This is a genomic window from Thermococcus celericrescens (assembly GCF_001484195.1).
GTDB lineage: Archaea > Methanobacteriota_B > Thermococci > Thermococcales > Thermococcaceae > Thermococcus > Thermococcus celericrescens.
In genome coordinates, this window is record NZ_LLYW01000001.1 from 28,399 (window position 1) to 48,765 (window position 20,367).

The window sequence follows — 20,367 nt, forward strand, 5'->3', positions numbered from 1 at the left end:
AGCACCATCGGATGGCCCAGTCTTTTCTGGGTGTTGTCCGGAGGCTCGTGTAAAGGCAAAGGTTGACACGAGCCCGTGTCAATCAATCAGTTGACACGCACCAGCTGGGGCGCTTCATGTTATTATCACACTCAAGCTCCAGGTGGGCGGTTCGTGTAAAGGCATTGGTTGACACGACAACTCCCCCATGCACCATCGGTGGACCTCGTCCTCTCTGGGTATTGTTCGGAAGAAGAAAAAAGAACTCGATGAAAGTCATATTTCCCTGGCGGTTTTCCCGATAAGGGCCAGGGTTTTCTCCAGCATTACCGTCAGCTTTCGAGTAAATTCGTCGCTGAGAATGAACGAGCCTTCTTTCCCACGTCCGAGAATACCAAGGGCGAGGAGCTTCTTCAGGGTCCTGTAGTAGTTCTTCTTCTCAGCGGGGCTTTTGTTTGGGCAGAAGAGAACCCAATCGCTGGGCCAGAGCCGGCCGTTCTCCTTGATGTGGGTGATGATTTGCTCGGCAATCTCGGCCTCTTTTGGAGTGAGTAAAACCTCAAGGATTGGTTTTTCGTAGAGTTCTACGATGTCTTTGGGGATTTGGATGTTTACGTGGTCCGGGAGCTTCGCCCTTCGGCCCATTGGAACCACCTTTTCATGTTTGTTACCTCTTTGGGTAGATTATATACTTGCATGAGTATATAAGTGTTGCTGGGTGGTTGGTCTTGGATGGGGTGTAGATACCTTGGTGGGTAGATATTGGGGGGCGTATGCAGTTTGGGCCAGCCCACACACCAAAGCCAATCCAAAAAGAATTTTTTCCACCCCCACAGGTAGATAACCCCAACATGTTCCCATGCACTTAAGCTCCAGCAAGAATCACAAATAAGACAGCCTCAGAGAAAAAGAAAGAGATGAATTCAGAAGCTACAAGTGTCAGTTCGTCGTGCTCACTCAAGGAACCTGTCAAGGTAGCTGCTCGGGAGTCCTTTTTCCTGAGCTTCTTTCTCAAGCATTGACAGAGCCTTCGCCCAATCGCCCCTCTGCCCTTCAAGACCATACCTCTTGATGAGCTGGTCGTAATACTGCCTCTGCTGAATCTCGAACTCGATGGCTTCCTTGATACCATCGTGAACCCACTTAAAGAAGCTGAAGAGGGCCTTGACCGGGTATGAGGCGAGCCTTATCATGCTCGGAGTCCACCTCATCATCCAACACCACCTCCTTTCTCATTGTTTTTTGATGAGTCAGCGTCAAGGACGATTAAGCCCCTCTCACCATAAGAGTCCAAAAACGCCTTAACGGCACTCAAAAGGACGTTGATAAACCACTCTTCGGGCACAACGTAGGTGGATACGAAAATGTCCTTGCCGTTAAACTTGCCGGTTAAAACCGCGTAGTTCTCCGCAGCCCTCTTCACCATCACATCCGCGAGAATCCCTCTTTTGTGGCTCTTATCCAGGAGCTCCCTGGTTACGGGCATGAAACCCTTGACCCAGTAAAACTCCTGGCCTTCTGCGGTGGAAACTTTGAGAACCTTAACCTTGCGAATATCCACGCCAACCATAAGATCCGGCGTAAAATACCGGTCGGCAATGGCATCCAGGCCCAGCTCTTCAAAAGACACTTCGGCAAGAGCATAATTTTCCATCCCCGAGACAATCCTTGACCACGTTGAAGCATCACTTGGTGTCATTTCAACACACCTCATCTTGACCCAGGCATTTCCAAAATAACATAATGGGCACGCCGAGGTTAAAAATGTTTTCATGAAAATTTTTTCTTACCTTACAAAGGTACCAATTATCTATAAAAAAATCATTACAATAAGTTATGAGATACTTGCCAATAATTCAGAAGAACGAAGAGGCAGTTGTTACTTAAAAGAATAATTTTATATGAAAACCAAAACAAATGTAGAAATTTATACGAAAAAGTTATAAAATCCGTGATTTGTAATTTCTGGAGACATTAATTAACCAGCAGGGGGTGAGATATGAATGCAAATGGGAACCCACACGAACATTGGAAGTGTCACAATGAATAAAACCTGGATGAAAATTATAATTGGAATCGGAGGAATTCTTTCCGGTCCATTGTTTATCTGGGGAGCAGGTGGGTCAGGTACAAGTCCGGCATTGGCTCTGGGAGTATCTGCGATATCTGCCGTAATGATGTCATTTTTGCTGGAGTACCTTGATCTAAAGCCAACGCTCAAAGTTCAAGTTGCCAGAATATTCTCCTTATTGTTTGCAGGTTTGTGGATATGGGAGTGGATAAGTCTTGTAAGGGACCCCTCTGAACACCTCCCTGCAGGATGGACAACCCAAGATGCTCTTTGGATATTTGTATTACCGATCTTTATTATTGGCATATACCTACGGTATAAAGTGTACCCGGAGGGCGCTAAAACGTCCTCCATACTGCGGTGGGTATGGGGGAGATACCAAAATGCTATAAGAATGGCAAAAAGTGCTACTGAAGGGTGGATTGCAACGCCTGCATTCCACATACTTATAAGAATCGCTGCAGTGATAATGTGGATTATCTCAGTATTCCTCATATGGACCATAATTGAACCAATTGCATGGCTTATTTGGACAGCAACATATCGCAAAACTACATCGTAATTTTTTCTTTACTACTTATTATCAAAGGGGGTAATAATATGGGGATAAAGGATAATATTAAGAACAAGATCCGCACTTGGAACGAGAAAAATACTGTCAAAAACATTGTTGCAAATGCAATGTATAATTCATTAAAAAATGCTCTGGTGGACTACTACATGCAAAATCTCGTCACAACCCCCGTTGTGTATTATTATCCAAATCCAGAATACATTAAATGGAAAATACAACATATCGAAAGGTCACAAAACAACGCAAACGTGTATTTCGCGACTGTAAAGGTAAGCCTTCCAACTCATATCGAAACCCACACACATTTCAAGAATTCAAATCGACTCATTCTTGGAACAGACCTAACAATTGATTATACTGTAGTGCTTGGGGTTAATATAACAACGAAGAAAATAAAAATTGTGAAATACGTTGACATAAACGATTACATCGAGGGACGTACGTATATTGAATTGAGAAATGCCAAAAATGAAGTAATATGGGAACGAACCTGGCAAGATTGGTATAATGCCGGATATGACGACGTTATTTGCCCGTGTTAATTTTCTTATTCGAGAATTAAAACTACTGGGGACATACATAACTCATCCCTCATAACAATATGTCATCCCACGATCACAACTCAGAAAATGAAGCCCCAAATGTTACTTGAGAATATATTTTCAATCAAAGGCTCGTGTAAAGTTATTGCTTTACACGAAAAAGTTATAAAGTTCACAATTGGTACTTTTTGTGCCTCTTCCCTTCGAATACAGAACAGTTGAAGCCAGAGGTGCCGTGAAATGATTGAGGAGAAGTTCGTGTTCGAGGGCAACTTTGAGGAGGCTGAGGCAAAGGTCAAGGAAGCCATGCCAAAGGCCGGGTTTGGAGTCGTCTGGGAGCAGAACTTCACTGAAGTCGTCAGAAACAAGCTCGGTATTGAAATGCCAAAGTACAAGACTCTCGGCCTCTGCAACGCAAAGGTATTCTACGACCTCTACCAGAGGAACAAAACCATCGGCGTCGTTGCCCCCTGCCACCTGCTCCTCTACGAGGATGACGGCAAAGTCCGTGCCGTCCTCGGAGTTCCCGAAGAATACTGGGACGAGGAGGTCATGGCCGAACCGTTTAAGAAAGTCATTGAAATCCTCCACGAGATTGGATTCAAACCGCCCACTGCAATGTAAGGCCGCGTTTTCCTTTCTTTTTCCCGGATTTAAAGAAGGACAGACGGGTGGTTGAATGTTTTTGCATATTGAAACTGGGCTGGCAAGTAAGGATTATGACATTCTCACGAGGGAAGTTCGCAAGAGGTTGGGTGACATATCAGACAAAATGCTCGGGCTGGGGTTTTCTGAGGACCTCACGATTGACGCCCTGATTTTCAAAGTCCCGGATTCTGCAAGGTATTACTGCAAGCTTTGTCTGGAGACTTTCGAGAGGGAGGACGAGGCGAGAGAGCACGCTTTTAACACTCATTCTCCCGAGGACGCCCCTAAACTTCGCAATGTCCCAATGGAGAAGAGATTTGATTATGTGATTGGAAGGATTAATATTATTTGAACTGAGGTTTTCTCTCAGAGCTTTTGTGATTCTGTTGACCAAGGCTCTGTTTTGAGTGGCGCAACCCATACTGAACCGTTACATTTAATTGACTTTATTTCGGCTCAGGGAGATTCGGTGGTGCCAATGAGTGCAAGATTCATCAACCAAATTGGTTCCCTGGCAATATGGCCCTTCCCCGAATTCAGAGCAGTACCAATGTCCCCGAGGATGGACTACCCAGATGACCTCTTGCCGCCAGAAGCTCTCGAAAAGAAGTTGTTCTTTGAAGGGGCTACATCTCTCAACTTTCCACCGGGAGCTGTCTCAGCAATGGTCACAGGCCTGAGCACCCCCACAATTCCGGGAAGCATTGAGACCCTGAACATACTGGCTGCCCCTGAAAGGCTCAGGGATACAATCAAACTTAATGTCTGGAAGATCACCAGCTTGTCCGCAGGGGGTTCTTCAAGGAATATACTCCGCCTCTACCCAGAGCCTCGTAAGGAGGTATTGATAACGCTCCACCTCACAAGTTGGGAAAAAGCAGCAGTAAGGGCGGAACTCACCAAACACATATCGACGGGGCTGGAAATCCCAATAATCTACTGATTCCAAGCTCTTTTTCTTTTTACATTTTTTGGTGGTCTGGGGGAGTTATATTTAATTAACGTTTTCCAACTTGGTATTTTGGGTGGATCAGTATGAGAGAGGCGGTAAGCAGTTTGAATGCAAATCTTGATCAGATCAAAATTGTCAGGAGGACACGCGGAGGCACCTACGGGATTCCAATCAGCGAAGTCGAGATGTACATCTCCGAACTGAAGTCCAAGGACGTCAGCAAAAAGCACAAACAGAAGCAGATCAAATGGATACAGGAATTCCTTCGAATACTACCCACTACCGGTGGGGACTCAGAGCCACTGTACGTGGAGAACCCAGAGCCAACGTACGTGGTCAGTGCCAGAATTATCGAGGATTACTTGGAGCACCTGGACTCACTCAAGGGGAGGTATGGCCAGAACCTCGGATACAAGGCCAAAATGGACAGAATCTCAACGGTCAGAAGATTCTTAAGAGAGCTGGGAGTTGACGACCGGGAAATCATTGGCAGACTCAAAATGCTGGAAGATGAACTACGACGAAAATGGAAGACTCACATCGCAATGAACCCCAAAACCGTCACAAAAGAAGACGTTGACAGCCTCTTCAATGCGCTCGAAGCCGCATATGAAGATGAAGAGATTGGGGAAGAACAGTACTGCAAGGCCCTTGCATTTTTGCTACTGCTGGCAACAACGGGGCGCAGAAAGGAGGAAATCGCACGGGCTCACATTGAATGGTTCGATTTCGAGGCCAACATAATGAAGCTCCCACACAGCGTTACCAAGGTCGGACGACAGCTGAAGGAGACTGAAGGCTTTGAGGTGATTCCACTCCACCCTGAAACAGCAGCCTGCCTTAAGATGTACGCCAGGAAGTTTGGGCACTTAATTAAAGCAAACGACGGCTACCTCTTTGCAGTACCTACAAGGAAAGCAGAGAATCCAACGTTTTGGGATGCGATGATTAAGAAGCATCCGCGTCTCAGAGTCCAGCTCCGCTACAGCCCGGGAACTCTCACGCCAAAGTTGCTGAGAAAGTTCTTCATCCAGCACTGGTACGAAAAGAACGGCAATGAGCTTATCCTCAAGAAGATCGTTGGTCACTCCCCCACAGTGGTTCACGATCTTCATTATGCCAGAGGGATTCGTCCAGAGAAGGTCATCGAGGAGTATCAGAAGGTTCTTGGGAAGACGAGCTTCCTCACGAAGAAGCAACGGGCAATGGTCGCCAGGTATCTTCCAAGGAAGCGTGGAAAGAAACGTCGCAAAAGGAGGAAATGACTTCCGGTGACTCTTTTTATTTTTTGCTGCTTTTTATGTGATGGTCAAACAGGGTTTGATTAATTTCGTTATATTTGGGAAACAAATTTAAACATTGGTTGCGAAAATATTCAAGGTGGTTCCCCATGAAGATCTTTCTCAAGCCAGAAGTGTGGCCAATCCAGCAATTTATTGAGAACATAACTGAGAGAGACAATTATTATCTCCCATCTTTCCAGAGGGATTATGTCTGGGACGAAGACGATGTAAAGTCCCTTATTGATTCAATAATCCGAGGATACCCGATTGGTGCAATAATATTATGGAAGCCATCAGATAAAGAGTTCATTAAAGGTGATCCTTTCTCCATTCCACTTATTGATACGGATGGAGACAATGGTGGTGATTACTACTACGTTATTGATGGACAGCAGAGGTTAACGTCATTGTTACTACTTTTTAATGAGTGGAAGATTCAGAGAAACGGAGAAGAGATATCTCTCGAACCAATTTCACTTTATCCAACCCCCCATGGCGGTTACAGATTGTACAAAAGCGACAAACGTGGGATTGATATTTCTCTTTTACTCAAAGTCTTTGCAGAGCCTGGAATGAGCTCCTTGCAGATCTACAATAAGCTTATTGCCAGATACAGTGAAGACTACATCAAAAAAGCGGAACCAATTATCAAGCGGATTCTTGAATACAAGATTCCAGTCTACATCATGAGTACGACCAGAGAAGACCCAGAAACTGTAATGGAAATGGCTCAGGCCTTCATACGAATAAATAAGGAAGGAGTACGCATTGGAAACGTCGAGCTCATGCTTTCCCTTCTTGCTGGAAAAATGGGTGGGCTGATACGGGATACCATATACACGAGCTACAAGGAAATAAGAGATACTGGCTTTGAGATTCAAATTCAGCCACTTATCAGACTGGTTCTCTCAAACTTTGGTTTTGGTCAGTCCCAAATCTCTCATGTTGAAAGATTTGCCTCAAGTCTTGACACACTCGCCAAGTATCCAGCCGATCAAATAAAACCAACACTGGACAAGTCGGTTAATGCGTTTAAACTTGCAGTCAGATTTATACAGAGAGAACTGCCACTACCAAGTGCCCAGCTCCTTCCATCCCAACAAACACTGGTCCCACTCGCAAAGTACTTTTACACTGAAAACATCACCGAGTTTAACAATCTGTCCCCTGAGGAGATTGACAAGATAAAACACTGGTTCATTCTGTTAAACTTCATCGGATACTACTCCACCAGTCCCGACTCAAAACTTGAAGCAGACTTGAGGGTAATCACTGAAAGTAGTGGCTATTTCCATATCACGAACTCTTAAGGAATGTTGAACAGAGGAAATACCCGACAAAAATTAAGAAAGACCACTTTATGAGGGGCCGCAATGTGAATGTGTTGAAGAGAAGCGGAAGGCAGTATCTGTTCATTCTTTATCTCCTCATGGCTCAGAATGGCGCCGATGATTGGGCCGGCCACCCAATTACAAGAGTTCCTTACAAGGACCTTGCCCGCCACCATATATTCCCGAAGGAATTCCTTAACCAGAATCTGGTGATTGATGATCCAACAGACAAGGAGATTGCAATAAACAATCTGGGCAATATAACCCTCATTGACAAACACATGAACTCTGAAATTGGTGATCTACCTCTTCACAATGAAGACGCACAGAGATACTCCGGAGAAGACAGAGGATACATATCAAAAATCGGTCTGAGCGAGAGCACCCTGGAGAAACACTTCATCCCCCTGGATCCAGACCTCTGGAAACTGGAGAATTATGAAGAATTCCTGAGAGAAAGAATGGAATTAATATACTCCGCTCTGAAGAGAACATACCCCAGGATTACTGGATGAGTTATTGAGGATACTCTCTTGTTTTATATTTTCTCAAAAATGAACAAAACGGAGATTTGCAGTAATCCAGGCTTTTCAGTTATCTGGCGCTTTACCAAAGTGATGATCCACCACTTGTGAGGGGTTGTTCACTACGGTTTCAACATTGATAAAGAAAAAGTCAAAGAGGGCCTACAAAAGCTTCACATTGAATTTTAATTTCCCAAAGACCTTGTCATAAACCCTTTGAAGGCTCTCTGGCGTGTGGTGGGAGTAGTGAAGAGCATTTATGTCTCCTCGTATGGAGTGGCCCATGAGGAGTTTTTTGACCGTTGCGTTGCCGTTTCGTCTGTCCCACTCCTGTGAGAAGAACTTTCTCATGTGTTTCGGCCGGATTGGCTGATTTGCAAGCTCCTGTTTTCGGATAAATGGCTTTTCAAGGCTGAAGTAAGATATGACCGGCTCATTGGGGTTTGGCTCGTATTTTTTAACGTATTTTCTCAGGAGTGCTTGAACTTCGGGAGTGATGAAGGTCATCCGCGGTTGGCCGGTCTTGGCGACTTCCGGTGGAACACTTATTGTGCGCTTGGTAATGTCAATGTAGGAGAGGGGCAAGCTCGTAAGTTCGTACACTCTTAAACCGCCTGTTGCCATTATCAAAAGTCCGAGAATCATTTTGTTGGCGATCAAGTCTGAGAGCTCTGGATCTCTCGCCAGCTGAAGTTTCTGGATTGTTTTCGTCAAATTTTGAACGTCTCTTAATGTAATGACTGTCATGTCAACGCCGATGTATCGGGGAGTCTTGAGATGGTTCTCGAGAGGAATGCCTGCAATCCTGAAGAGCTTTTTGAGGTACGTCACATTTTTTCGGTAGAATGATGGCGAATATTGTTTTTGAATCTTCTGAAGGTGCGAAATTAAGTCTTCGACGGTGAAAGACCAGTATTCGCCGTGATTTGTTGTATTGTCAAGGAATCTTTGTATCGTTCTTGTTACAAAGTTCAGATGGTGCTGAGCGACGTTGTTTGCTTTTAATTCCAGTAACAAAAGGTCCACGTGCTTTTTTGTGATGATGTATCTGTCAGACTCGTTGGAATTTCCTTGTATTGTTGCAGGAAGGGAATTCTTTGTTTTTTGGTTTTGTGGCTTTTGGAACGCCTGTTGCCCGAATAAAGCATTCTGAGGCTGTGGATCCCCTAGCCCGGGTTCAAATCCCGGCCCTGGCCCCATAACAGCCCTTTGCTCCGCAAAGCGCTGGCGGAATGTTGTTGACCGTTTTTAACTGGCTTGCTTTTAAGTGAATGTCTTTTCGTACTCAGCCCGGTTTTTATTGGATTCTAGTCAAATGTCTGCTTTCAATGGGTTTACTCGTAGTATAACGCCCGAAGGGCGTTAAAAGAGAAGGAAACCCGCATTATTTTTGCCACCTTGAAGGAAAATCCTAATCATCACTAGGCAAACTATCCGAGGACATTCAAACTTTTGAAAAAGCTTCCTGTACATTCAACTTCTGAAACGGAAGGCAACAACTACAAAATCAAAAATAAATCAAAGCAGGCTTTCGATGAGTTTGTAGTCCTCTTCCGGAATTTCCCTCATCGCCTTGCCCATCAAGTGGCCGCTCCACTTCTTCTTGTTCGTGATGAACTTCAGCTTTGGAATGAGCGGCTTGAAGCCAACTTCTCCGAGCTTTATTGGCTTAATCTTCACCCTGAGCGGGTAAGTCTCGTTAAGGTGGGAAGGACTCTTGAAGATTCTGCTCGAGTCAGTGTAATGTTCGCTCACGACTTCAAAGATGCCCACAATCTTTGGTTCGAGAACTTCTTTGTCCTTCCGCTCCTGCTTGACGTAAAAGACGAGCTTATCCCGGGGCTTGACCTTGGCAATGGTGTTTTTGTGCCTCTTCGCGACTCCCCAGACGTTCTTCTTTTTGACAACCTCCCAGTTGTCGCGATTGGTGATGCAGAGCCAGTACTTCATTTCAAACCACCGCTCTTACTGTTGTCTTTGATACACATATCTTTTGTGGATCCCAACAACAAAAACGATCAGGTTGTAATACCAAAAACCAGCCCAGATACCTGGCCAAAAAAGGGTACCACCAGTTCTCGAAGCGTGATACGCCCCAAAGTACTTCGGGGGGTATTGTCAAGTGCCCTCGAATGTCTCGAAAATTCAGACGTTTTTATAAAATCGTTCGGAATTTTAGGATAAGAATCAGGGGAGATAAAAGGAAATGCAGTAAATTACCCCACCGAGAGCACCTTTCGAATCTTGTTCTTAATGTTGATGCTGACCTTTCCGGTAATCTCGACTTCCTTCCCGTCTTCGAGGACCGCATAAACCCTGGCATCCCTCTCAAAAGGCCTGAAAACCTTCAATATGACCGGCTTTTTCTTTCCGAGGTTTGCGACGATATAAATCCAGTACTTATCAACGTTTTTGGAGTCCGTCGCGAATTCATACTCCGCGGGCGTGACCTCTGCAGTAAGCAGAAGTGGCTTATGGCCCTTAACCTCAATGTACCTCTCTCCATTCGGCTCAACGACCTTGATGTCATAATGTTCCTTCAATGAGACGTCTTTGACTTCCCAGCCTCCACCGGGGCCATACTTCTTTTCCAACCTTTTCTTCTCAAGCTCCATGACGATCTCCATCGCCTTCCGTTCGCTCTTCAGGATATCCTCCAGGGGCACGAAGTTCCTCTCGGTTATGCGCTTGTATTCATCGGTGGGCGGTTCCACGTCTTTCTCCGAGAGCCCATAAACGTCGAGAATCCCGCTGGGAACATACTTTAGTATGTTGAACCTCTCCTCGCTGATGCCCTCGATCCTCAATACTTCATTTGTCTCAATTTTCGTGTTCTTGAAGAGGCGCCCCTTCTTCAGCTTACCCCTTGAAAATGCCCGCTCGTAATTTCTGTACTTTGTCCTGGGCCTGTAAAACCCGTCCCTTGCGAGCGTCCTGAGCTGGGAAGATATTAAATGCTCCTCCATGGTGGGTTCGGGCCGGCCAATAACAACGAACTCCTGCGAGAGTATCTCAATAAGGTGCTTCAACAGGTCAACGCCATAAAGGAACTCAAGCTTCCCACCGTTCCTCATTACGAGGACAGGATAACGATGGAACTCCCGGTTATTTTTCTCGTCAACTAACCTTACAAAATAGAGGTATTCAACGCCATCCCTGCCCTTAACACCAATCTTCATTGGCCTTAGGCTTGAGGGGCCTTCCTTAACGACACCATGAAGAATCGGGGAAATTTCGGGAATGTTCCTCTTCCCGAGAACCTCAGTGAGATAAGCCCTCAGCACTTCGAAGACCGCCTCCATGTCAAAGTCTCTCGGAGTGAGTATATGCTCAAGCTCCTCCTGAACCTGCTTTGCTGTGTCAGAGGGAATCATCTTTTCGATGTTCTGTCGGAGACTCTTCAGGGTATGTATTATGGCCCCCGCGTAACCTGTAAGTTCCCTCCTTATTGACGCAATCACAAGGTCGTACTCTGAAGGCTGTTCTCCCTTGGCACCCTCTTCGGAGGCTTCTTCCTTCCACAGTGCCTCGAAATCCCCAGAGAACATTTGTTTTCCGAAAACAGGTTTGCCAAGGCGCGGACCACTCCCAATGGCTTCAGTTATGTTCATAATCTTTTGGTAAAGGTTCTCCAGAACGTAGAGGTCTGTCTCTGCCGCCAGGAACAGGGTGTAAGCGGTTGTCTCCCTTGGCTGACTGAGCCTCCATATCCTCCCGACCCTCTGTTCGAGCTTTATCGGACTCCAGGGAGCCTCGTAATTTATGACAACACTGGCAATCTGAAGGTTCAAACCCTCGGAGGCAACGTCGGTTGAGATCAAAAGCTTTCCGTACCTCTCAAACCAGGCCATCTGTTCTTCCACTTCCCTGCTCGACATTCCCCCGTAAAGGAGGGAAATCTCACGGCCTTCCAACCTAACGCCGTGCTCGTCGACCAGAATCTTGGGAAGCTTTCGTTTTATGTACTCCAGCGTGTCCTTGAACTCCGTGAAGATTATCACCTTCTCCCCTTGCTTTATATGGTACGCGGCAATCTCCGCCACCATTTGGAGCTTACTGTCCCTCTCTTTGATTTGCTTTGCTAATTCAAGAAGTCCCCTGAATGACTCCACCTGTTTCCTGTCGAGCAGGGGGGAATACTCCTCGATTATCTTCTCAACAGCATCGTCAAGCTCGTTGAAGTCCTCCAGCTCAATCTCATCATAACCGAGGCCAAAGAGACTTTTAATGTATTTGCTAACCTTTTCTGCCTTCCCGCTCCCTTCAGAGTTTGTACTCTCAGCAATCTTACTGATTGTCTTTACCGCCGCCTCATAACTCGATGAAGCCCTCTTCTTGACAAGAACCGCGAGAAGGGCCTCCGGAGAGTTCTCCCCGGCACCTTTTATCATCTCGAAGAGTGCTTTGTCGAGCTTATCGAAAAAGGCCCTTTCAGCGTCGCTTATCTCAACGACAACTGCCCCAAAATAACACTTCTTGAAGACCTCCCTGCCCTCAAGTTCGTTGACGACCTTTTTGGTCCTTCTCATGACGAGCGTATCCCGAGTTTTGCTGTAAAAACCGGGCTTGTCAAGTTTCTGATACTGGTCGGTAAGGGTCGGGTCAAGGAGGGCAATCCTTGCGAGATAATCCTTGGAATTGCCCCGGTGGGGAGTCGCGGAAAGGAAAATCAGGTTGAGATCCCCTCCGCCCTTCTCAACAAGGGCCTTAAGAAACTCATACCTCTGGGTACCGAGGGTAACGTTGTGAACCTCATCAACGATTATCAAATCCCACTTAATATCGAGGAACCTCTCGCGATGGGGAGACCTCTTGGCGAGATCAATTGAGACGACCGTGTATCCGTACGTGTTCCTCAGCTTGCTCTCGACCTCACGGCCGTTCTCGATTACGGTTGGAAAGCTCCCAACCCTTCTTATCTCCTGCTTCCACTGCTCACGGAGAATCTTTGGCACGAGGACAAGGATTCTCTTAGCCTCGCCCCTCAGCTGAAGATACCTCGCAATGGCCAGCGCCTGGACGGTCTTCCCCAGTCCAATTTCGTCGGCGATGAGTATCCTCACCGGCTGGGAAATCATGGCATGATAAAGGGGCTGGAACTGATGCCTGAACGGGGTTATTGGCCTTCTTGCCGGAGCGGTTAGAGCTGTGTAAAATAGTGCAGGGCTGTGGAGGAGAACGTCCCCCAGAATGGCCCCCTTAATGCCCTCGCTCAAATCCACTCCACCTCCAGGAAGCGTCTTGCGAGATAATCAAGCTTCCTCCGATTCTTGTACTTCCAATAAGTGTTTTTGAATCTCGAAGCCCAGAAGCGAAGCTGTATCGGTTCCATTGAGAGCACGTATTCCTCAAGCTGGCCCCACTCCGCAGGCGTCTTAAGAACCGCCATGACGACGCCATAAACCATCAGGCGAAGGTAAGCATAATCATCGCTGGTTCTCAGGATTATCCGCTTGTTTCCGCTGTACTCCAGCCGTTCCCTCTTTGACGGTGGCAGGTTCAGCCACTTGAGGAGACTCTCGTTCGCCTCGACCTTAAACCCCAGTTTCTTGGCAAAATTGAGAAATTCGGGGAGGTACACCCTCGCCCTCGCCTCGACTTTTCCCGGGACTTTTTTCTGCTCCCCCGCACCCATAACGTTGAACACCGGTACGAATTCGGCGAGCTTCTGCTCCCGCGTTACTGGGAGGAATGCCTTCTTGATGTACTTTAGGTTCACCTGGTACTCGACGCTGCCCTCCATCAGCATTCCTCCTTCCTGAGCCTGAACCGAACCTTTCCATTGAGAGGCCTGAGCTTTTCGAAGAGGAGGTCATCAATTACCACTTCTTCCGGGAGACTGAGGTCCACGTCAAGATTGGCCCTGCCCTCGAGGAGCTCCTCCATCTCCCTCACGAGATATGCCAGCACTTCCCTATCCACACCCTCAAAGCGGCCCTCCCACAGCGGCTTGTCAATCCTCAGGCTCCCGCTTACGATGCCCTTAACGTTCTCGGGGATGAGGCCAAGCGTCTCAACGTCCTCAATGTCGAGGATTGAAGTCAGGAACATGCCCTTGTGCTCTCCTTTAAGGGTATCCGTTTCAACGATTTCCGTGCCGAGGTCAGGGATTAAACTCACGTCCCTGTAACGCGTTCTCTTGGGGCTCCGCCCTTCAATCGTTGCGATTGTCCTCGTCTCTGGCATGATTATTGTCCATGTAACCCCAACCGGTTTTCCGTCTTCAAGCCTAACCTCGTAAGAGTCGAGCTCCCCATGATCCACCGACAGCTCCACCGTGAAAGAGTCTCTTCCGAGGGGCACAACCCTTACCTCAATCTGCACCGGCTTCCCAGGCTTCTCCTTCACTTGGGGCACTTCAATTTCAAGCTCGAATTCACCCTCGGTTATCGGGGTCTCTTCTCTCATCTCAACAATGTGGCCCCAGAGAACCATGTCGAGGTACTCGTTCTTTACCCTGCAGTCCTCCCCTCCAGTCACGAGGCTCTTCAACGGAATTCCAATCTCCGATGATGGTGAATAAACCTCGTACCACGTCTTCACTCTGAAGTCCTTGTCTCCCTTGGGCACGATTAAATCCTTCTCCTTCTTCAGCAGATTGCAGACCTGCCTGTGGAGGGCAGTCCCCCTCGGCAGGATTAGGTCCCTATGCTTAACGGCACTGGGCGGGTTACCCTCCTCCTCGGAGCTTGGAACCTCCTTGTGAACCTTCTTGAAGAACACTTCCCCCTCGCGCTCAAGGCCAATCCTCAAGTCGAGAACGGCGTTCTTTATGGCCTCGCTAATGTGGCCGTCCTCAATCATCGGCAGGCGTGTGTTCGTTCTTATTATGGCGATGAGCTCCGAGACCCGGTACCCTTCGGGCCTCAGAACTTCCACACCGATATCCTTGAGAGTCTCCACGAGCCAGTCAAAGTCGAACTCGTCCACGATTTTGCCCTTGCTGAGCAGGGCCGAGTAAACGTTCTCAACGACCGACTTTGAGCTGGACGGGGCCTTGGTGACGCGAACCTCGTCTTCCTCTGGATAAGCCACCTGCCTGAAGGAGTTCACAATCTGGGTCTCAAGGTCTTCGAGGGCCTTGCCCCTAATGTCCTTCACCATGTTCATCTGTATCTTGACGACTTCCTCACCGAACTGGCCGTATTTGACCTCGATGTCCCTGATGACCTCATCGCACGCCATTATCCTAGCCGTCGTCTCAAGGAGGGGTTTAAAGCTCCCCTCAACTGGGTAACAGACGACGACCGTGTTCCTGTACGTCCTCGTACCTGTTCCATAGGCGTAAATCAGCTTCCTCAAAGTTCTCTCATCAACGTCGTCCCTCACGAGCACCTGGAGCTTGTAATCAGGAGTGTCGTGGAATTCCTGCGGGTCCTTCGCCACGATGATGTACTGCTCCCTAAAGAACGTCACGTGGTCCTCAATCTTTGCCCCCTTCCCCCTCGTTGAGGTGAGGCTCTTTCTCTCCTTGACCATCCTGTTCACGTACTTGACGAGTTCGTTCCACACCTCGCCGAGCCTTGTTTCAAGGAGCTCCCTGGCCTTGCTGTCCACCATCTGGGCCACGTTGGCGACGCGCCAGAACCAGAGGACTTTGTCCTTCTTGTTGAGGTATACAAAGCGGACGCTCGCGGTTATCTCCTCAAAGGTGTCTCTAATGTCCGTTGGGAGCCACCCGTTGGCGTCAAACTCGTTCGGCTCGTAAACACCCCTCGCGATTGAGTCGGCCGTTGGGAAACCCGGCAGGGGAACAGGCGAGTCAAAGGGATACGTCCTTAAGAAGACGTACTTGAGAATTATCTCCGCGAGTCCCGGCTTGGTGAAGTCCTTGAACTTCTCCCTCTTAATGTCGGTGTCAACGATGGTGGCGTAATCCATGAAAGCTTCGCTCTTGCCGAACAGCATGCCCCTCAGCTTCTCGTGTTTGAGGTCAATGTGGTGGGGCATTATCATCGAGGGGGCAAAGCCCGTCTCGGCGTATCTCCTGACCAATTCCCTAACAACGATCCTCGTGATTCTGAGCATGTCCCTCGTTCTCTGAAGGCCGGTCCTCTCGATTATCGTTCTGAGGACGTCCACGTACTCCGGGTGGAACGGGTAACTCCTCCTGAGCTCGTCCTCAAGGTTATGCGCATGGCCGAAGACGTCGGTGTTGCTAAGCTCCGAGCGCATTCTGGTCAGGGTCTTGACCCTCTCCTCGTCGTCAATCCCTTTAAAGATCCTCTTTTTGAGCACCTCGACAAGCTCGTTGCCCGCTCCAGAAGTCCTCAGCGGGGAGTAAAGCTCGGAGCCACCGACCCTGTTAACGGCGTCCCTTATGGCCATCACAACTTCCCTGTTGTACTCCTTCTCGACCTCGAACATGCCCTCCTTCTTCTCCATTGGGAGCGTCATGACCATCGCGCTTCCGGAGCCGAGCAGGGCCGTGGAAAGCCTGTCAAAGAAGTTGTCCACGTTTTTGGCATAACGCCTGTCGTCCTCGCTTCCAGAGTTGTAAAGGTTGTCGAAGTAATCCACGATCTCCTCAACGAGGAGGATAACCCTCTCTCCCCTGAAAATCTCCCTCAGGGTGTCAATCTCCGGGACTGTGGCGTTCTGGTCGTCCCTCTCGACGATGTAATACCTCCCGAGGGCGTGGGCGATGTAACCCCAGACGGTTCTTACCTTATACGGCCCAACCTCAAGGGGCTTGCTCGGCTGGCCAAGCCTGCCCTTGCCGTAAACAGGGACGATTTTAACACCGCCGAGGGCCTTTATCCTCTCCGCGAGATCCTTGATCTTCTCCCTCTTCTCAGGGTCGTGGCCGGCCAGAATCTCCGGGTCAAGCATGGCGTCCGGCTCTCTGAAGGCGTGATAAAGGGTGAGGAGCGTGTGGGTCTTACCGCCGCCGAAGAGGGAGTAAATGAGGAAGATGTTGTGCCTCTCGCCGCCTTCGAGGGTCTCGACGAGCCTGCCGATGATCTCGAGCATCGAGTCCGTGAAGTAAGTCCTCCTGAAGAACTCCCTCGAATCGGTGTATATCTCGGGGGCGTTGCCGCTCACAACGTCCCCAAGCTCCGGGGCAACCTGCTTGTCGAAGGTCTCATCCATAACGTCGTCCCAGATTTCAAAGGAACCGAGCCTCATAGTCCCTCACCCCCAATGCTCCTGACGAGCCTCCTCATGAGGAGAACCTCAAAGTGGCCGTCCTTTTCGAGTTCCTTCTCAATAGTCCTTTCATCGGCCTTTATCTTACCTCCCAACGGGGCCAGGAGCTGGCCGTAAACGGCGGTGTAATACTCGCTCACGAGCCTCGCAATCGCGAGGGCCTCCTCGACCTCTGCGCTCCACTTCCTCCTGAGCTTTTCGATAACCTCCTCAAGGCGGGATTTTCCGAGCAATGCATAGTACTCGAGGAGCTGGAGGACGTCAATCGCGTTCCTGGGTTCAGGCTCAAGCGGGTTGATGCCCTTCTCGTAAAGGAACTTCTGGAATTCCTTGGCATCGAGGGCCTTCTTCCCGAGGAGGTCAACGCTGTAAAGTGTGAACTCCTTCTTGCTGGCCGAGCCTTTCTGCTTCAGCACTCCCTCCTTGATGAGGCCGTTGGAGTCGGTGAAGGTCGCGAGGTTGAGGAGGATTATGTCGTTGGGCTTGAGGCTCTTGTTGCCGAAGAGCACCTTGTAAGCGGTGTAAAAGACCGCCTCGTTCGATGTTACTGTTTGCCCCTCCTCGATTTCTGCGATGGCCTCGATGATGCCCCTTATCGTTGCAGGGTAAACGTAATCGTTGAGGAGTTCCTTCGTCGGGATCGGACCCTTGGGCGAGAGCACCTCACCGTACTTCGTTACTTCTTCGAGCACAGCGGCCATGACGCCGTAGAGCAGGTCGAGGCCGGCGTAACCGTACTTGATGAACTCCCTGGCGGAGTCCTTAGCCTTCCACTCCATCTCGCCCCTCAGGACGGAGATTTGAACCTGTTTCCTCTCTCCGCCGGTTTTTCTCCAGACCGCGACAATTGAGGTATCGAGGCTGAGCTTGCCCCTGCTAACTATGCTTGTCGCGGACTCGGTGTTAACCGGTATCGCCCTCGTTATCTGGAGCTTTGCTCTCCTCCAGCCTGCCTCGATGAGGTTCGCCCAGCTTTCGGGATCAGTGTGGGCGTAGTAGGTGACGAGTAGGCCGTCGTCTTTGAGGTGCTCCATCATGGCCACGAAGGCCTGGCTGAAGAGGTTTTCAAAGTGTTGCTGTGCGATTTCTTTTGCTTCTTTTCCTGATTTGTTTCCAAAACGGGCGGGATACATTGAAATCTCTTTCTTCGCAAACTCCTGCCACTGGGCTTTGATTTCAACCCACTTGGGGCCGATTTTCTTGAAGAAGGCCGTCCTGTGGAACCTCGGAATCAGCTTTCTCTCGTCGGAGTCGCTCAATGCCCTCTTGAGCCAGACGTAGTAAAAGTCGCTCAGCTCTGTGTAGGCGACATCATCGGCGTACGGCGGGTCTGTTACGATGACGTCGAACTTCTCGCCGAGGTTGAGAGAGGTCGCGTCGCCCTGGAGAACTTTGATGGAGTTTCCCGTAAAGTCCGTGAGGGTCTTCTGGGTTGAGGGAGCGAGGGCGGAGGTGAGATAGTCAAGGGCTCTTACAACGTTTGTTATGGCTTTTGTTAATGTGTAAGTATCTTGAATTATGCCACTGATTCTTGTAACTCTCGAAATTGGACTATTATCACCCCAGGTAAATTGCATTGATATTCCCCTGTTGCTTAAAGTATGAGAGAGCTTTATTCCCCAAGGATTTCCCGCGTCAACGAGAGTACATACGTTAGTGTAATCGGCATACCTACCTAACCCAATGCTCAAATACGTCGCCACGGCCTCGGCGTACTCGAAGGCCCTCTCCTCGTCCCAGCCTTCCTTGAGCTTCTCCTCCTCGACCTTCTTGCCGGCCTCGCGGATGAGTCTTACAATCTTAATCAACGTGAGGAGCTGGCGGGGATTGAAGAGGTTGTTCCAGCTGATGAACACCTTGTAAATATCTCCAAGAGTTGCTCCTCCGTAAGGTTGCATTTTCTCAGTCGGCACGTCCGGGTCTCTCCTTTCAAGCATCTCCCTGACCTTCTCCTTCGCCTTCCAGAGCTTTTCATTGTCTTCCTTTGTTGCGGGCTCGAAGATTAAGTCCCTGCCCTTGACCTTCACCTTCACGAGCAGCCTCTGCCTTGTAAAGCGCTCGTCGCCCTCGTGGTACTTCCTCAGCGCGAACTTCACGTAAAACTCATTTGGCATTCCCTTCTTCCGTTCGGTGTAGTGCCTGCCATTCTCGTCGGCGTACTTTATGGCATTGCCACAAAGCAAGCACCTCAATTGTTTCTGTTGATTGCTGATATTTGCCTCTGGAACCCTGAAGACCACCCTGTTCCCGCTTATCCTCACGTCGTCCTCCTTCAGCCTTCCGGCCCTTATTGCCTCCTCGACCTTCCGCACGTAGGCCTCGCCCTCGAAGGTAATCTCCCCTGCTTTTGTGTCAACCTTCGCCTTCGAAACATCGCCGAGTATCTCGTTGAGGTCAACCACCCTTATCTCAACCTCATCGCCGTTCCTCTCGGGCTTCATGTAGGCGAGCCGCTTGTAGCCCTTGCCGTCCTTAACCCTTGCCAGCCAGTAGTTGCCGATTGCTGGGGTCCATCTTCCACAGTGGGGACACTTGACCTCCCACGTGCCGATGTACACAGCCACGTCCTCATCGTAAAGCTCCCTGATTTCAGGGTCGTTCTTGAGCTGCTCGGTTATCCAATTGCCCCACCTCTCAACGTCCTTCACGAGGGGCTTTCCGAACTTTTTCGGGTAATCGAGGACGGCCTTGAGGAAAACGTAGGTAGTGGGCAGGAGTTCAACCGCCGTAACGTCCAGCCCAAGGCGGAGGCCTTCGAGGGGTATTGAACCAAAGCCCGCGAAGGGGTCGAGGAGCTTTTTGCCCCTGAAGTACTTCTCCCATTCGGGCGGAATCTTTGGATTAACGCGATGGGGAGTGTTTTCATTCAATCCAATCATGGTTTTGAAGCGGTTTTCGTCAATATCTTCGGGAAGAAGTGCTCCAGCTATGACGGCCCTCGCTCCGATGAGGGGCTTCCTCGTCCAGTAAAAGACCATTTCCCAGTACGGGGGCCTCGCGGGGCCTTTTTCTTTTGAACTCTTCAAATTAACCTCCCAGATTGGGAACCTGGGACTTTCGATAAATCTCCTCTCCATGTTGGTCACACCCTTGATGTTTAACACGGCCCGCAATAAATACCTTTTGATGACGGGCGATACATGGTGTAACGCCCGAAGTCCAGCATAAAATTCATCAGGCGAAATGCTTATTAAGGAAAGTGGCAGAGATAACATTGGTAATATTAACAACATTAACAAAACAAACTCTCTCGCCTGTTCCCCGTTCACGACCCCGGAATGGGGTGTGAAGGGACGGCGGAGCAGGCGGTTTC

At 49.0% G+C, this 20,367-nt stretch carries 17 protein-coding genes; 8 read left to right on the forward strand and 9 right to left on the reverse strand.

The genetic code is table 11. The annotated features are described in order from the left end of the window. Positions 1-255: 255 nt before the first annotated feature. The 3 genes from APY94_RS00130 to APY94_RS00140 form a co-directional block, all read right to left on the reverse strand. Positions 256-624: a hypothetical protein gene (locus tag APY94_RS00130; RefSeq protein WP_058937718.1), complete on the reverse strand. Its 369-nt coding sequence runs from the start codon at positions 622-624 to the stop codon at positions 256-258. A gap of 308 nt (positions 625-932) precedes the next feature. Next, entirely contained in the window at positions 933-1,193 is a 261-nt protein-coding gene (locus tag APY94_RS00135; RefSeq protein WP_058937719.1) for a hypothetical protein, read from the reverse strand. Next, complete coding sequence (locus APY94_RS00140; RefSeq protein ID WP_058937720.1) at positions 1,190-1,678, reverse strand: hypothetical protein; 489 nt, start codon at positions 1,676-1,678, stop codon at positions 1,190-1,192. Before APY94_RS00140 ends, APY94_RS00135 begins: the two co-directional genes overlap by 4 nt. 304 nt (positions 1,679-1,982) lie before the next feature. On the opposite strand from APY94_RS00140, the gene APY94_RS00145 reads away from it, so the two are divergent. The 8 genes from APY94_RS00145 to APY94_RS00180 all read left to right on the forward strand — a co-directional run bounded on the left by APY94_RS00145 (position 1,983) and on the right by APY94_RS00180 (position 7,895). Beyond that, entirely contained in the window at positions 1,983-2,612 is a 630-nt protein-coding gene (locus tag APY94_RS00145; protein WP_058937721.1) for a hypothetical protein, read from the forward strand. A gap of 38 nt (positions 2,613-2,650) precedes the next feature. Beyond that, positions 2,651-3,166: a hypothetical protein gene (locus APY94_RS00150; protein WP_058937722.1), complete on the forward strand. Its 516-nt coding sequence runs from the start codon at positions 2,651-2,653 to the stop codon at positions 3,164-3,166. A gap of 240 nt (positions 3,167-3,406) precedes the next feature. Continuing rightward, entirely contained in the window at positions 3,407-3,790 is a 384-nt protein-coding gene (locus APY94_RS00155) for a DUF302 domain-containing protein (RefSeq protein ID WP_058937723.1), read from the forward strand. A 55-nt stretch (positions 3,791-3,845) separates the two neighbouring features. Then, a complete protein-coding gene (locus APY94_RS00160) occupies positions 3,846-4,166 on the forward strand; it encodes a hypothetical protein (protein ID WP_058937724.1) in 321 nt (106 codons plus the stop codon). Between the two features lie 126 nt (positions 4,167-4,292). Then, positions 4,293-4,757 carry a hypothetical protein gene (locus tag APY94_RS00165; RefSeq protein ID WP_058937725.1) on the forward strand — a complete coding sequence of 155 codons (465 nt, stop codon included), beginning with the start codon at positions 4,293-4,295 and terminating at the stop codon, positions 4,755-4,757. A 92-nt stretch (positions 4,758-4,849) separates the two neighbouring features. Next, positions 4,850-6,031 carry a tyrosine-type recombinase/integrase gene (locus APY94_RS00170; protein WP_058937726.1) on the forward strand — a complete coding sequence of 394 codons (1,182 nt, stop codon included), beginning with the start codon at positions 4,850-4,852 and terminating at the stop codon, positions 6,029-6,031. A gap of 125 nt (positions 6,032-6,156) precedes the next feature. Further along, the gene (locus APY94_RS12810) at positions 6,157-7,359 is read left to right on the forward strand and encodes a DUF262 domain-containing protein (RefSeq protein WP_083500578.1); all 1,203 of its coding nucleotides are present in this window, start codon (positions 6,157-6,159) and stop codon (positions 7,357-7,359) included. A 65-nt stretch (positions 7,360-7,424) separates the two neighbouring features. Beyond that, complete coding sequence (locus APY94_RS00180; protein ID WP_169791790.1) at positions 7,425-7,895, forward strand: GmrSD restriction endonuclease domain-containing protein; 471 nt, start codon at positions 7,425-7,427, stop codon at positions 7,893-7,895. 171 nt (positions 7,896-8,066) lie between these two features. Here APY94_RS00180 and APY94_RS00185 read toward each other — a convergent pair whose 3' ends face one another. From APY94_RS00185 to APY94_RS00210, 6 genes are all read right to left on the reverse strand, one after another. Further along, on the reverse strand, positions 8,067-9,104 hold the full coding sequence (locus APY94_RS00185) for a tyrosine-type recombinase/integrase (RefSeq protein WP_058937728.1): 1,038 nt from the start codon (positions 9,102-9,104) through the stop codon (positions 8,067-8,069). A gap of 318 nt (positions 9,105-9,422) precedes the next feature. Beyond that, entirely contained in the window at positions 9,423-9,854 is a 432-nt protein-coding gene (locus APY94_RS00190; protein WP_058937729.1) for an EVE domain-containing protein, read from the reverse strand. Positions 9,855-10,120: 266 nt separating this feature from the next. Further along, positions 10,121-13,120 (reverse strand): helicase-related protein, encoded by a 3,000-nt coding sequence (locus tag APY94_RS00195; protein ID WP_245610341.1) that lies wholly within the window; start codon positions 13,118-13,120, stop codon positions 10,121-10,123. Beyond that, on the reverse strand, positions 13,117-13,653 hold the full coding sequence (locus APY94_RS00200; RefSeq protein WP_245610342.1) for a hypothetical protein: 537 nt from the start codon (positions 13,651-13,653) through the stop codon (positions 13,117-13,119). The genes APY94_RS00195 and APY94_RS00200 overlap by 4 nt, the downstream gene beginning before the upstream one ends. Further along, positions 13,647-17,033: an ATP-binding protein gene (locus tag APY94_RS00205; RefSeq protein WP_058937731.1), complete on the reverse strand. Its 3,387-nt coding sequence runs from the start codon at positions 17,031-17,033 to the stop codon at positions 13,647-13,649. Before APY94_RS00205 ends, APY94_RS00200 begins: the two co-directional genes overlap by 7 nt. Then, positions 17,030-20,131 carry a DUF1156 domain-containing protein gene (locus APY94_RS00210; RefSeq protein WP_058937732.1) on the reverse strand — a complete coding sequence of 1,034 codons (3,102 nt, stop codon included), beginning with the start codon at positions 20,129-20,131 and terminating at the stop codon, positions 17,030-17,032. The genes APY94_RS00205 and APY94_RS00210 overlap by 4 nt, the downstream gene beginning before the upstream one ends. Positions 20,132-20,367 lie beyond the last annotated feature (236 nt).